Genomic DNA, 14,753 nt, shown 5'->3' on the forward strand with positions numbered 1-14,753 from the left:
GTTATACAGAACATGAAAAAAATATACACGTTGCTTGCTTTTGTTGTTTGCTTTTCGGCCTCTGCGCTTGCCCAATGGCCAGGAAAAGTAGCAGGTAGCCAACAGATTCTCTTACCCAACGGTTGGAAAATAAGTCCGGCAGGTCATTCTTTAGCCTTGGGCGATTTGCCACTGAACACCCAGTTAAGCCCATCTGGCAAATTCCTGGCTGTAACCAATAACGGCCAAAGTACCCAGTCGCTACAATTGATCGATCTTAAAACAGAGCAGGTTAGCGACGAAAAAGTGTTAAGCAAGGCCTGGTATGGCTTGGCATTCAGCAAAAACGAACAGCACTTGTATGTTTCGGGTGGCAACGACAACTGGATATTGGATTTCAGCATCGCCAATGGCAAATTGGTTAAAAGTGATACCCTTAAACTTGGTCCCGTTTGGCCAAAAGCCAAAATCAGTCCAGCTGGCATTGCGGTAAACAAGGCCAACAACAGACTGTATACCGTAACCAAAGAAGACAGCTGTTTGTACATTATCAACCCAGTAGAGCAAAAAATCCTTAAGAAAATACAGTTGCCAGCCATAGCGTATAGCTGTGTTTTGGCACCCGACGAAAGTGTTTTGTATGTATCGTTGTGGGGGGGCAGGGCCGTGGCCGTGGTCGACTTGGCCAAAGAAGCCATTGCCGAACAGGTTAAAGTAGGCGACCACCCCAACGAGTTGCTGCTCAATAAAAAAGGAAGCCTGCTGTTTGTGGCCAATGCCAACGACAATACGGTTTCGGTAGTTCAAACCGCTACGCGCAAGGTAATCGAAACCATAGCCACTACATTGTATGTCACGCAATTAACCGGTTCAACCACCAACGGACTAGCCTTGAGCGCCAATGAAAAGACACTTTACATTGCCAATGCCGATAACAACTGCCTGGCCGTTTTCGATGTGGCCAAAGCCGGCAATAGCCAGAGCCAGGGTTTTATTCCGGTAGGCTGGTATCCAACCAGTATAAAGGTAGCGGGCAACAAAATATTGGTGGCCAATGGCAAGGGAAATACTTCAATGGCTAATCCACAGGGTCCACAGCCTATTTCAAAGGCTGATAACAGCGGCTACCAGATGGGCAGTACCGCCAACAGCAGGCTACAATATATTGCCGGTTTGTTTAAAGGCACGCTATCTTTTATCGAAACACCCAACCCCGACGAGTTAAAGGCTTATACCAAGCAGGTTTATACCAACACGCCCTTTACGGCGCAGAAGGAAAAGCTGGCCGATGGCGAAAGCGGAAATCCTATCCCTCGTAAGCAGGGCGAAAAATCGCCGATTAAGCACGTGTTTTACATTATTAAGGAAAACAGAACCTACGATCAGGTATTGGGCGACCTGCCTCAGGGGAATGGCGATTCGTCGCTTACCCTTTTTGGCCGAAAAGTAACCCCAAACCAACATGCACTTGCCGAAAATTTTGTATTGCTCGATAATTTCTACGTCGATGCGGAAGTAAGCGCCGACGGACACAACTGGAGCATGGCGGCTTATGCTACCGATGTGGTAGAAAAGACTTGGCCAACCAGCTATGGCGGTCGTGGCGGAACGACCAATTACGAAGGTGGCCGTCCGGTTACCTATCCGAAAAATGGTTTTATTTGGGATTATTGTCAGCGTGCAGGCATCAGCTACCGAAGTTATGGTGAGTTTGGCGAGTACGGCAAGGCCAATATCAAATCGCTGCAAGGCCACATGAGCCCTAAATCTCCAGGTTTTAACATGGATATTCCAGATCAGGTACGGGCCGATGCCTGGGAACATGATTTCGATTCGTTGGTCGTGGCCGGAGCTGTGCCTCAGTTCAGCACGTTGCGTATCTCAAATGACCATACTAGTGGCCAAAAGAAAGGAAAAATATCGCCTCAAGCGGCGGTAGCCGATAACGATTTAGCCGTAGGGCGTATATTAGAACATCTTTCGCATAGTCCGATTTGGAAAGAATCGGTTGTGTTTATTTTGGAAGATGATGCGCAAAACGGCCCCGACCATGTTGATGCGCACCGCTCGCCAGCCTATGTGATTGGGCCTTATGTAAAGCGAAAAGCCGTAATCCATACCATGTATTCGACCTCAGGGTTTTTAAGAACCATGGAACTGATTTTAGGTTTGCCACCCATGAGCCAGTACGATGCAGGCGCCATGCCTTTGTTCGAATGTTTTACCAACAAGCCCGATTTTACGCCCTATAAAGTCATCCAGCCTTTAATTAGTTTGGAAACACGCAATGTAGCGGTCAACGAAAGCAGCCGGAGATCGGAGTTTTTCAATTTTGCTAAAGAAGATTCGGTTCCCGATTTAGACCTGAACGAAGTGGTTTGGAAATCGGTTAAGGGTGAAGATTCGGTTATGCCTGCCCCAAAAAGAAGCGCATTTGTTATTTTGGAAAAGAAAAAGAAAGCCGATGACGACTAGCATGTCGTTGATAGCTCTAGTTGATAGTTCAAAGATTCTTGCTTTAGACTTTAAACTTTAAACCCAACCCTTGCTTGCTAGGGCTATTAAGTATTGCTTTTCCGCCTTTTACCTTTCGCCTTATTTTCCTAATATTGCCTTATCAATTAGAATTTATGGGGCCAACCGTACTCATCATCGATGATGAAATCAAGATCAGAAACCTTTTGGCTAGGATTTTGGAGCTTGAAGGATTTGTGGTTCTACAGGCGCAAAACGCAAATGAAGGCCTTAAAATGCTTGCGCAACACGAAGTTTTGGTAGTGGTAAGCGATGTGAAACTGCCCGATGCCAATGGTGTAGAGTTGGTCAAAAAAATCAAATCGCTCAAATCTTTTGTCGAAGTCATCAACCTTACGGCTTATGGTACCATTGCCGATGGAGTATTGGCCATTAAAAATGGTGCTTTCGATTACCTGACCAAGGGCGACGATAACGACAAGATCATTCCCTTGGTGTACAAGGCCATTGCCAAAGCCGAACTGCAGTTGCGCGTTTATGAATTAGAGGGTAAGGTAAGTAACAAATATAGCTTTAAAACCATATTGGGCAACTCTAAAGCCATAAAGGAAGCCATTAGCTTGGCCGAGAAGGTTGCCGTAACCGATACCACTGTACTCTTATTGGGCGAAACGGGTACGGGAAAAGAAGTATTTGCTCAGGCCATCCATTACGAAAGTCAACGCAAAAACAAACCTTTTGTAGCTCTAAACTGTAGCGGTTTTAGTGCCGAGTTGCTCGAAAGCGAGCTGTTTGGCTACAAGGCCGGAGCTTTTACCGGAGCCAACAAAGACAAAAAAGGCCTGTTGGAAGAAGCCAATGGTGGCACCCTGTTTTTAGACGAAATTGGTGAGATGAACCTCGACCTGCAGGCCAAGCTCTTGCGCGTGCTCGAAAATCAATCGTTCATTAAAGTAGGCGCTACTACCACCAACCAGGTTAATGTCCGCATTTTGGCCGCCACCAATCGCAACCTCAAGGCGCAAGCCGATGAGGGCCACTTTAGGCTCGATCTTTATTACCGACTTTCGGTATTTGTTATTCCTTTGCCCGCTTTAAGAGAACGCAAAGCGGATATTCCAATGCTAGCCACATTTTACTTGAAGGAGTTTGCCAACAAGGTAAATCGGCCGGCGTTAAAAATGGACGAAAAACTAATCGATGCACTGACCAAGCACAGTTGGAAAGGTAATGTGCGCGAACTTAAGAATGTAATGGAACGCCTCGTGATCCTGGCCAATGGCGATACGCTGGAGGCCAGTCAATTGCCATACGAGTTTTTTGCAGATGGCCCTATTGCCAATGCCCTCGATCTGCAGAGCGTAGAAAAACTGCACATCCAAAAGGTACTGGCCCATGCCAGAGGCAATAAAACCGAAACCGCACGATTATTGAATATCGGACTAACTACCTTGTACAGGAAATTAGAAGAATATAAAATTGCCGATTAACCATCTACCTATATTAACCCAAAACCTATGATCAAAACTGCTTTAACGCTTTTAATTTCCCTATTTTCAATTACTGTTTTTGCGCAGGATGCCTATTGGCAGCAACAAGTTGATTATACCATTGATGTTAGCCTGAATCCGGCTACCAAAACGCTTAGCGGATCAGAAATCATCGTTTACAAGAACAATTCGCCGTCTACTTTAGACTTTATATGGTTTCATCTCTATCCCAATGCCTATAAAAACGAAAACACGGCGTTGTTTCAGCAGATCAAGAACGACGAATCGAGGAAGAAAAAGCTGGACAAATATACCTATGGCAACATAGAAGGGCTTAACTTTAAGGTAAACGGAACGGTGGCCAAAACCGAGACACATCCCAATCCGCAATATATCGATGTGATAAAGCTGATTTTGCCTGCACCTTTAAAGCCAGGCGATTCGATCAGTATCCATACCGATTTTAAAGTGCTGTTGCCATCTTATTTTTCAAGGTCGGGTTATGCCGACAGCCAGTTTATGATTACGCAATGGTATCCAAAGCCTGCGGTGTTCGATAAAAATGGCTGGCACGAGTTTCCTTACTTGGATATGGGCGAATTTTATAGCGAATATGGCAACTATAGGGTTAACATTACCTTGCCGGCTGCTTATGTAGTGGGCGCCACAGGCGTTCTGCAAAATGCCGACGAACTACAGGCCTACAAAACCATTGGTGCAAAAAATGCTTTAAACCGGGGCAATACGCCTGTGCTTTACACGGCAAAAGGAGATATCAAAAAACTCAGCTACAAGATTGACAATGTACCCGATTTTGCCTGGTTTGCCGATAAAGACCTGGTTATCCAATATGATACTGCCAAATTGGTTTCGGGCAAGGTGGTTGATGTTTTCAGCTATTACCACAATAAAAAGAACTCGCTTTGGGTAAACAGTATCGATGATGTGAAAGATGCGGTTAAATATTACAGCAAATCGATAGGCGAATATGAATATCCAATTGTACAGGCCATCGAAGGCCCGGCAAACAACTCGAGTGGCGGTATGGAATATCCGACTATTACGCTAATTACCAGTCCGGATGCCAAGAAAGAAACGTTGGATGGGGTCATTGCCCATGAGGTTGGCCACAACTGGTTCATGAGCATGCTTGGGAGCAACGAGCGTATGCACACTTGGCAGGATGAGGGGTTGAATACTTACTTTCAGTTCAGGTACGAGGCCGAAAAATACAGGTACAATTCGCTTTTTGGTGATAAAATCCCAGATAAGGTGAAGGCTTTGCCCGTTGATCAATTTCAGGCTGCGGTATACAACGCCATGGCCAATGCCCTGCCCATGAACCCAGCCATAGAAACACCAGCAGCCGATTTTAAAACTTCCGACGATTATGGCATTGTATCATACTTCAAAACCGCTATTTGGCTTTATATGCTCGAATCGAGTATTGGCAAAGAGAAAGTTGATCAGGCTTTTAAGGATTATTTTGCCAAGTGGAAAAACAAGCATCCGCAACCCGAAGATTTAAAGGCATCTTTTGAGCAATCCATCGGTGGCAAACTCGACGATTATTTCAAATTGTTGAACCACGAAGGTTCGTTTAAATAATCACCAAAGCAATTCGGAACTTGTTTTGAAGTAAGACATTCGAAATCGTTGAAGTTTCGATTGCCTAATGCACCCAAATGCCTAAATGGCTAAGCAAAGCTAGAGGCAAGCTTAAACCCGCCCCGCCTTGCAGGCACCCCTTCAGCGGAGGGGAATGGAAAGGCTAGCCATAGACTTCCTTTTTGATAAAAACCCTTCCAAAATGGAAGGGTTTTTTTATGCGCCTGTTGTTGGTTTATGGTGTAAGTGTTTGTAAATAAATGCTTTGAATTGTTTTGGTGTTTCGTGGAACAGCAATTGGTATAGGCATGGAAAATCAATAAACAAATGACCATAATCTTATTCCTCACCCTCGTTGTCTTTTGCTGGATCGTTTACCGCTCCATCGATTGGTTCGAAAACATTTAACCTCATGCTTGCACTATTTATCACTGCAGTAGCCGTATTCCTGTATATGGTTTACGTACTCATTAAACCAGAAAAATTCTAACGCTATGAACACAGAAATCCTTGGCATCATCGCCACCTTCCTGCTTACCTTGGTTGTAGCTATCCCTTTGGGAAAATACTTGGCCAAAATGTTTGCCGGAGAAAAAGTATGGACCGACTTCCTGAAGCCCATCGAAGCAGGTATCTACAAACTTTCGGGCATCAATCCTAAAGAACAGATGAATTGGAAGCAACACCTTAAAGTATTGTTGCTGATCAATGCCGTCTGGCTCATTTATGGCTTTTTTGTACTGATTTACCAAGATAAGCTTCCTTTCAATCCCGATGGCAATCCGGGCATGACCCCAGATCTGGCTTTTAATACCATCATCAGCTTTGTGGCCAACTGCAACCTGCAGCATTATTCGGGCGAGACTGGTGTAAGCTACCTTACCCAGCAATTTGTGCTCATGTTTTTGCAGTTTGTAAGTGCTGCTACTGGCATTGCGGCGGCGGTAGTGTTGTTTAAGGCTTTTAGAGATAAAACCACGCAGCAATTAGGCAACTTTTGGGAGTTCTTTGTGAAAGCCATCACCCGTTTGTTGTTGCCTTTAAGTATCGTTGTAGCCCTTATTTTAACTTTTAATGGCACCCCAGCCAGTTACGAAGGCAAAGACCAGTTTATTTCCCTACAGGGCGATACCGTGCATGTATCAAAAGGTCCGGCCGCACAGTTTATTGCCATTAAGCACTTGGGAACCAATGGTGGTGGCTTTTTCGGCGCTAACTCAGCACATCCCTTCGAAAATCCAAACTACCTCACCAACATGGTCGAAATGATGAGCCAAACCATTATTCCGATTGCCATGGTCATCTGCTTTGGCTATTTCATCAACAGAAGAAAACTAGGCTGGATGATTTTTGGGGTGATGACCATCGGTATGCTGCTGCTCATGATCCCATCCCTAAGTTCTGAATTAGGTGGCAACCACGCCATCGCCAAAATGGGCATTTCGCAGGCTACAGGAGCCATGGAGGGCAAAGAAGTGCGCATTGGCCCTGCGGCAACCGCTTATTGGAGCACCTTAACTACCATAATTTCTACCGGATCGGTAAACGGAATGCACGATAGCACCATGCCGCTAACCGGCTTATGGCAAATGTTGGCCATGATGATCAACGGTTTTTACGGAGGCTGCGGCGTAGGTATACTCAACTATTTCATCTACCTCATTATTGCCGTTTTTATTTCAGGCCTGATGGTAGGCAGAACGCCCGAGTTTATGGGCCACAAAGTAGAAGCGCGAGAAGTAAAGATTGCAGCTATCATTACCTTGCTCAGTCCCTTTCTCATTTTAGCCGGAACGGCCATTGCCTCTTATCTATTGGTCAATTTTGGTGATGCCCATTGGGCTGTACAGCCTAAAAACTGGTTAAATAACCCAAGTTTCCACGGTTTTTCTGAAATGTTGTACGAAATGACCTCGTCAAATGCCAACAATGGTTCGGGTTTCGAAGGCCTTGGAGATAACAACGTGTTCTGGAACATTTCAACCGGACTGGTTATTTTCTTGGGTCGTTTCTTGCCCATTATTGGTCCGGTGGCCATTGCTGGTTTGCTGGGCCGCAAGAAATACATTCCAGAATCGGCAGGTACCTTAAAAACAGATACGCTTACGTTTAGCCTGATGACCTTTGCCGTGATCTTGGTACTCAACGCCCTGTCGTATTTCCCGGCACTGGCTTTGGGCCCGCTGGCAGAATATTTTACCATGCGCTAGGCTAGTTGATAGTCCATAGTCAACAGTCCATAGTCAGTCGAGCTATTAGCCATCGACCATGGACCATTAACCAAGAAAAGAAACTCTCTCTTGAGAAAAATTAAAATAAAATGAAATCCAACAATAAATTATTCGAACCTGCTTTGGTCAAAAATGCGCTTAAACAATCGTTCATTAAGCTCGATCCGCGCCTCATGGTTCGCAATCCAGTTATGTTTACGGTAGAAGTCGGTACCGCCGTAATGGCTTACGTAACCATTTATTCGATCAGTCATGCTGGTCAGGGCAGTGCGCTGTATAACTTCTTTATATTTCTGATTTTATTGCTCACCGTGCTGTTTGCCAACTTTGCCGAAGCCATTGCCGAGGCAAGGGGCAAGGCACAGGCCGATAGCTTACGTAAAACCCGCGAAGAAACGCCTGCCAAGGTAATTTTGGCCAATGGAAACTACGAAATCCGTTCGTCTAACACCTTGAAAAAAGGGGAGGTGTTTATATGCGAAGCTGACGATACCATTCCAACCGATGGCGAAATAATTGAAGGCATTGCCACAATCGACGAATCGGCCATTACTGGCGAATCAGCACCTGTAATTAGGGAAGCTGGTGGCGATAAATCGTCGGTTACTGGCGGTACCAGAGTGCTTTCCGACCAAATTAAGGTAAAAGTAAGTACCCAACCCGGCGAGAGCTTTTTAGACAAGATGATTGCCTTGGTGGAAGGTGCTAGCAGACAGAAAACGCCTAACGAAATTGCCCTGACCATTTTGCTGGCCAGTTTTACTTTGGTGTTTATCATCGTTTGCGTAACCTTAAAACCCTTTGCCGATTACGCCAATACACCGATTACCATTGCGGCACTGATCTCGCTTTTTGTTTGCCTGATTCCAACTACCATTGGCGGTTTGTTGTCGGCTATTGGTATTGCTGGCATGGACAGGGCCTTAAGGGCCAATGTCATTACCAAATCGGGTAAGGCGGTAGAAACTGCTGGCGATATTGACGTGTTGTTGCTGGATAAAACCGGAACGATCACCATTGGCAATCGCAAAGCCACCAATTTTTATCCAACGGCGGGTGTAGAGCTGGCTCAATTTGTAGAAGCCTGTGTGCTGAGTTCTTTGGCCGACGAAACCCCAGAAGGCAAATCGATCATTGAATTGGCCAAAGTCAATAACCATAAAATTATCGAAAGCGCGCCAGCTGGAGCGGTGTTCATCAAATTTACAGCCGAAACCCGATCGAGCGGAATGGATACGGCCGATGGCCGTCGCATTCGCAAAGGTGCATTCGATTCGATCCGCAACTTGGTGCAACAAGCCGGAAATCAATTTCCTTCAGCGATTGAAACCCAGGTCAAAGCCATCGCCACCAACGGAGGTACGCCTTTGGTGGTAGCTCTCAACGAAAAAGCATTGGGTGTAATCGAATTGCAGGATATCATTAAACCAGGCATCAGCGAGCGTTTCGAACGTTTGCGCAAAATGGGCGTAAAAACCGTGATGGTAACTGGCGATAATCCATTGACTGCCAAATATATCGCCGAAAAGGCCGGTGTTGACGATTTTATTGCCGAGGCCAAGCCCGAAGATAAAATGAACTACATTAAGGAAGAGCAGCAGTTGGGCAAACTGGTGGCCATGATGGGCGACGGTACCAACGATGCGCCCGCCTTGGCACAGGCCGATGTTGGGGTGGCCATGAACAGTGGTACCCAAGCTGCTAAAGAAGCTGGCAATATGGTCGACTTGGATAACGACCCCACCAAATTGATCGAAATCGTAGAAATTGGCAAGCAGCTGCTCATTACCAGAGGCACGCTCACCACTTTTTCTATCGCTAATGATGTGGCCAAGTATTTCGCCATTGTGCCGGCTTTGTTCATTGCCTCCATTCCAGCTTTGCAAAGTTTGAATATCATGGGCTTGCACAGTCCGGAAAGCGCCATTCTTTCGGCTGTAATTTTCAACGCCATCATCATTCCAATTTTAATTCCGCTGGCTTTAAAAGGTGTGGCCTACAAACCCATCGGGGCAACGGCCTTGCTTCGTCGCAACCTGTTTATTTATGGTATTGGTGGTATTGTAGCCCCATTTATCGGTATTAAAATCATCGATTTGGTGGTTGGATTAATGGTTTAGGCGACGAATAGGTAATAGAAGTAGTTAACAGAGAATAGATAGAAGTAAACAGAAAATGTAAATAAGGATTTAGAGAACGGCAAGGAATATCCGCATAATCAAACCTATTGCCTATCCTCCATTTTCTATTTCCTCAAAATAAAAAAACAAAAAAATGAAAAAGTATTTAATTCAATCCATCCGCTTAACCCTGGTGCTTTTGGTGTTGTTGTGCGTGTTTTATCCATTAAGTATTGCTATTGCCGGAAAACTAGGTAAAGGGCAGGGTGGTGGCGAAAAAATAACCAGAAATGGTAAAGTGGTAGGCTACGCTTTGTTGGGCCAGTCGTTTACCAAACCCGAGTATTTCTGGGGCCGTCCGTCGGCGGTGGGCTATAACGCGGCTGGTTCTGGGGGCTCTAACAAGGGGCCAAGCAATCCCGATTACCTCAAAGCAGTACAATCAAGGATAGATACCCTGATCAAATACAATCCAGGCGTTAGCAAAGATGCTATCCCTGCCGAAATGGTTACCGCATCGGGTAGTGGACTCGATCCGGATATTTCTGAGCAAGGTGCCATTATCCAGATCAAAAGGATAGCTGCCTACCGTAAAATAGATGAGCGCAAAATAGCCGAACTGGTTGTAAAACATACCGAACAGCCGTTTTTAGGTCTTTTTGGTCCTAAAAAAATCAACGTCCTTGAACTGAACCTGGCTTTAGACCAATTGAAATAATTAGCCGAATCCCCCATTGAAAAGATACAAACACATGAAAAAAATAATAGCAACAATTGCCGTATTAGCCCTAACCTTAAGTGTTAAAGCCCAAGATGCCCCAAAAGTCAAATTTTCGGGTTATCTGGAAACCTATTATGGCTACGATTTTAATCAGCCTGCCAACAACAACCGTCCCGCTTTTGTGTATTCGCACAACAGGCACAACGAAGTAAACCTGAACCTGGCCTTTATCAAAGCCAATTACGACAATGATAAAGTAAGAGCTAATATAGCTTTGATGGCTGGTACCTATACCAATGCCAATCTATCGGCCGAGCCTGGCGTACTGAAAAACATCTACGAAGCCAATGCTGGCCTCAAGTTAAGCAAAACAGCCAATCTGTGGATCGATGCTGGTGTTTTTGCCTCACACATTGGTTTTGAAAGCGCGGTTTCGAAAGATTGTTGGGTGCTCACCAGAAACATCGCTTCAGAAAATACGCCTTATTACGAATCGGGGGCCAAACTCAGTTACAGCACAGCCGATGGCCAGTTTGCCACCACCTTGCTGTACTTAAACGGCTGGCAGAAAATCAATCGCCCTGATGGCAACAGCAAGCCTGCCGGAGGCGTACAGCTCACCTATAAGCCGAATGGCAAGATTACATTAAACTATAGCAATTACATTGGCTACGAAGGCGAAAATGCCACCCGTGTACAACGCGTCTACCATAATTTTTATGCCATTGCCCAATTAACCGAAAAATTTGGCCTAACCGCAGGTTTTGATTATGGTACGCAGCAAAAGATAAAGGGACAATCGGCCAAGAGCAAAGTACTTTCGCCAGTTCTGATTGCCCAGTATAAATTTGATCCAAAATGGGCCATCGCCGGCAGAGCCGAATATTATAAAGACAAAGACGGTATATTTATAGCCACTGGAACGCCAAATGGTTTCAAAACGATGGGCTATTCGCTAAATTTAGATTATTCGCCCATCAGCAATGCCGTAGTGCGTTTAGAAGGCAAGGTTTATGATAGCAAAGACAAGATTTTTACCCGCAACAACAGTACAGTTAACCAAGATGCTGCCGTAACAGCGAGTATCGCGGTGGCTTTTTAAGGAAATATTTATAGTTCATTAGTCATTAGTCATTAGCTCATTGGGAAGTTTGTTAAATAATTACAACAGTTTTAAAGATTAGGCACTTTGTCAAACGCAAAATGGAAAATGTAAACGAATTTATCGCGCTGGTTAAGAAAAACCGCAGGGGCAAGCTCAAGATCTACATGGGCATGAGCGCGGGCGTTGGCAAAACCTACCGCATGTTGCAGGAGGCCCATGCCTTGTTGGCAAGCGGGGTAGATGTGCGTATCGGTTACATCGAAACCCATTTGAGGAAAGAAACGAATGCCCTGCTCGATGGCTTGCCGGTTATTCCGCGCAAAAAGATTTTCTACAAAGCCAAAGAATTGGAGGAAATGGATCTGCAGGCTATTCTCAATGCGCATCCCGAAGTGGTAATTGTAGACGAGCTGGCCCATACCAATGCCGAAGGCAGCAAAAATGCCAAGCGCTGGCAAGATGTTTACGATATTTTAGAAGCGGGTATCAGTGTGATTTCGGCGGTTAATATCCAACACCTCGAAAGCATCAACGGAGAAATTGAACAGATTACAGGCGTTCCGGTTACCGAAAGGATCCCCGACAAGATTTTGGAGCTGGCCGATGAAATCGTGAATATCGATTTAACAGCCGACGAATTGCTTACGCGGTTAAAAGAAGGCAAGATCTATCGGGAAAACAAGATTGAGCAGGCCTTGAATAATTTTTTCCAGTCGGAGAAAATACTGCAGCTGCGGGAACTGGCGCTAAAGGAAGTAGCCCATCAGGTAGAGCGGAAAGTAAACAGGGAAGTGCCCAAACAGGTTAAATTGCGCCAGGAGAGGTTCTTGGCCTGCATTTCCTCCAATCCGGATACGGCAAGGGTGGTGATTAGAAAAACGGCCCGGCTGGCTTCCTATTATCATTCGCCCTGGCTGGTTTTGTACGTGCAAAGCACCCATGAACAGGCCGATAAAATTAAGCTGGATAAACAGCGATATTTACTGAACAATTTGAAGTTGGCTACCGAATTGGGGGCTGAAGTAATCCGGATCAAAAGCGATGAGATTACCAAAACCATTATCCAGTTGGCCACAGAAAGAGAAATAACGACCATTTGTATCGGGAAGCCCCATTTTAACCTGTTCCAGCTCATTTGGCGCACCAATTTGTTTAACCAATTGCTCAAGGCCATGGCAGCAAGGGATACCGACTTGGTTATTTTGTCTTAAATGAATATTAAATTTAAAGCGATGAAGATAAAAACAAAACTTCGGCTTGGATTTGGCTTTTTGTTCCTGGTTGTGATCAGCTTTGGCGCCATTTCCCTTTACCATATCAACGAGATCGCCTCACGTTCGAAAGTGATTTTGAAAGACAACTATAAGTCGTTGGTGTATGTAAATGATATCCGCACGGCACTCGATGCCCAAAACGGCACCATCAACCCAATAAATGCGGCACCCATTGAAAAGGCTTTGCAATTGGAAGAAGCCAACGTGACCGAACCCGGCGAAAAGGCGGCGGTATTGGCTCTTCGGCAAGCCTTCGATCGACTCAAACAGCCCAATGTGATATTCGCGCAGCAACGCGAAGCTATGAACGAGATCCATTTGCAGCTGCGCAATATCGACGAGCTGAACATGAACGCCATTGTCAGGAAAAACGAAAAGGCGCAGCAGGCTACCGAAAGGGCCACGCTTTTTTTGAGCATTACCGCTTCGGTTACTTTTATTATCCTATTCAGCTTTATTGTCAACTTTCCGGGCTTTATTGCTAATCCATTGCGTGAACTGTTGGAAGGTATTCGCGAAATCAGCCGTAAAAACTACAAGCAGCACCTTAATTTTAAAGGGCACGACGAGTTTAGCGAACTGGCTTTGGCCTTTAACAAAATGGCATTGGAACTCAAAAACTGGGACAACAGCAATGTAGCCAAAATCAAATCGGAAAAGCAGCGCATTGAAACCATTATCGAGCAGATGCAGGATGCCATTATCGGCTTAAACGAAAAGCAGGAAATTTTGTTCCTCAATAAGGTTGCCGCACAGTTGCTTAACCTCGATTCGGCCGTGGCAGTCGGTAAAAGTGCCGATGAATTGGCCCAAAGGAACGAGTTGCTCCAAAGGATATTGGCGGATAAAAACAGCAAAGAGCCTTTGAAAATCTATGCCGACGAAAAGGAATCCTACTTTTTGCTCGAACAGCGCGAAATTACCATTCCCAATTTCGATGAGTTTAACGATCCCACGCTGATTGCCGTTGGCAAATCGGTAGGCAAGGTTTATGTGCTCAAAAACATCACCCAGTTCAAGGAGCTCGACGAAGCCAAAACCAATTTCATTGCCACGGTTTCGCACGAGCTGAAAACACCGCTATCCTCGATCAAAATGAGTTTAAAGCTGCTCAACGACGAAAGGGTAGGCACTATGAACCAGGAACAGAGCGAGCTGGTGAAACACATTAAGGAAGATAGCGAACGCCTGTTGAAGATCACCAGCGAACTGCTCGATCTGGCCCAGGTAGAAACCGGAAACCTGCAGCTCAATTTTGTACGGACTAATCCTGCCGCTATTGTAGGACTGGCCATAGACGCAGTGAACTTTCAGGCCGAACAAAAAGAAATCCGCTTAGAGTTAAATGTACCTGCAAAATTGCCTGCCGTTAATGCCGATGTACAGAAAACGGCTTGGGTGCTGGTTAATTTCCTGTCGAATGCCCTACGCTACAGCTCCGAAAAATCGAAAGTATTGGTACAGGTGAGCGAACAGCATGGTTTTGTTGAATTTTCGGTTCGTGATTTTGGAAAAGGTATTGAGGAACAATACCAAAAGAAACTCTTTGATCGCTATTACCAGGTGCCAACCGATGGGCAAAACAAATCGGGATCGGGTTTGGGCTTGGCTATTTCTAAGGATTTTATCGAGGCCGAACAAGGCCGTATTTGGGTAGAAAGTGCCATTGGCGAAGGCAGCAGGTTTTGCTTTGCTTTGCCAGTAGCATAGATTGGTAAAGTTTGGAAAACGTGGCAAGCCTTTTGCCTCT

The 14,753-nt window shown here is 45.3% G+C and carries 10 protein-coding genes; all 10 read left to right on the forward strand.

Annotation, left to right across the window (positions count from 1 at the left end; genetic code table 11):
- The first annotated feature begins 12 nt into the window (after nucleotides 1-12).
- The gene (locus tag AC6H1S_RS06310) at nucleotides 13-2,454 is read left to right on the forward strand and encodes a bifunctional YncE family protein/alkaline phosphatase family protein (RefSeq protein WP_497565555.1); all 2,442 of its coding nucleotides are present in this window, start codon (nucleotides 13-15) and stop codon (nucleotides 2,452-2,454) included.
- Nucleotides 2,455-2,609: 155 nt separating this feature from the next.
- A complete protein-coding gene (locus tag AC6H1S_RS06315) occupies nucleotides 2,610-3,944 on the forward strand; it encodes a sigma-54-dependent transcriptional regulator (protein ID WP_199141739.1) in 1,335 nt (444 codons plus the stop codon).
- 27 nt (nucleotides 3,945-3,971) lie between these two features.
- Entirely contained in the window at nucleotides 3,972-5,552 is a 1,581-nt protein-coding gene (locus AC6H1S_RS06320; protein ID WP_497565556.1) for a M1 family metallopeptidase, read from the forward strand.
- Between the two features lie 412 nt (nucleotides 5,553-5,964).
- A complete protein-coding gene (locus tag AC6H1S_RS06325) occupies nucleotides 5,965-6,042 on the forward strand; it encodes a potassium-transporting ATPase subunit F (RefSeq protein WP_497566022.1) in 78 nt (25 codons plus the stop codon).
- Nucleotides 6,043-6,046: 4 nt separating this feature from the next.
- Nucleotides 6,047-7,762: a potassium-transporting ATPase subunit KdpA gene (gene kdpA / locus AC6H1S_RS06330; RefSeq protein WP_497565557.1), complete on the forward strand. Its 1,716-nt coding sequence runs from the start codon at nucleotides 6,047-6,049 to the stop codon at nucleotides 7,760-7,762.
- Between the two features lie 110 nt (nucleotides 7,763-7,872).
- Entirely contained in the window at nucleotides 7,873-9,903 is a 2,031-nt protein-coding gene (kdpB, locus tag AC6H1S_RS06335; RefSeq protein WP_497565558.1) for a potassium-transporting ATPase subunit KdpB, read from the forward strand.
- 154 nt (nucleotides 9,904-10,057) lie between these two features.
- Complete coding sequence (locus AC6H1S_RS06340; protein ID WP_199139547.1) at nucleotides 10,058-10,621, forward strand: K(+)-transporting ATPase subunit C; 564 nt, start codon at nucleotides 10,058-10,060, stop codon at nucleotides 10,619-10,621.
- A 34-nt stretch (nucleotides 10,622-10,655) separates the two neighbouring features.
- Complete coding sequence (locus AC6H1S_RS06345; RefSeq protein ID WP_497565559.1) at nucleotides 10,656-11,726, forward strand: porin; 1,071 nt, start codon at nucleotides 10,656-10,658, stop codon at nucleotides 11,724-11,726.
- Between the two features lie 101 nt (nucleotides 11,727-11,827).
- On the forward strand, nucleotides 11,828-12,940 hold the full coding sequence (locus tag AC6H1S_RS06350) for a sensor protein KdpD (RefSeq protein WP_497565560.1): 1,113 nt from the start codon (nucleotides 11,828-11,830) through the stop codon (nucleotides 12,938-12,940).
- 21 nt (nucleotides 12,941-12,961) lie between these two features.
- Nucleotides 12,962-14,713 (forward strand): HAMP domain-containing sensor histidine kinase, encoded by a 1,752-nt coding sequence (locus tag AC6H1S_RS06355; RefSeq protein WP_497565561.1) that lies wholly within the window; start codon nucleotides 12,962-12,964, stop codon nucleotides 14,711-14,713.
- Nucleotides 14,714-14,753: the final 40 nt, after the last annotated feature.

Source organism: Pedobacter sp. TM02 (genome assembly GCF_059705275.1).

Coding starts and splice junctions, on each gene's coding strand:
- AC6H1S_RS06310 (WP_497565555.1), top strand. CDS start 13: ATGAAAAAAATATACACGTTGCTTGCTTTTGTTGTTTGCTTTTCGGCC.
- AC6H1S_RS06315 (WP_199141739.1), top strand. CDS start 2,610: ATGGGGCCAACCGTACTCATCATCGATGATGAAATCAAGATCAGAAAC.
- AC6H1S_RS06320 (WP_497565556.1), top strand. CDS start 3,972: ATGATCAAAACTGCTTTAACGCTTTTAATTTCCCTATTTTCAATTACT.
- AC6H1S_RS06325 (WP_497566022.1), top strand. CDS start 5,965: ATGCTTGCACTATTTATCACTGCAGTAGCCGTATTCCTGTATATGGTT.
- kdpA (WP_497565557.1), top strand. CDS start 6,047: ATGAACACAGAAATCCTTGGCATCATCGCCACCTTCCTGCTTACCTTG.
- kdpB (WP_497565558.1), top strand. CDS start 7,873: ATGAAATCCAACAATAAATTATTCGAACCTGCTTTGGTCAAAAATGCG.
- AC6H1S_RS06340 (WP_199139547.1), top strand. CDS start 10,058: ATGAAAAAGTATTTAATTCAATCCATCCGCTTAACCCTGGTGCTTTTG.
- AC6H1S_RS06345 (WP_497565559.1), top strand. CDS start 10,656: ATGAAAAAAATAATAGCAACAATTGCCGTATTAGCCCTAACCTTAAGT.
- AC6H1S_RS06350 (WP_497565560.1), top strand. CDS start 11,828: ATGGAAAATGTAAACGAATTTATCGCGCTGGTTAAGAAAAACCGCAGG.
- AC6H1S_RS06355 (WP_497565561.1), top strand. CDS start 12,962: ATGAAGATAAAAACAAAACTTCGGCTTGGATTTGGCTTTTTGTTCCTG.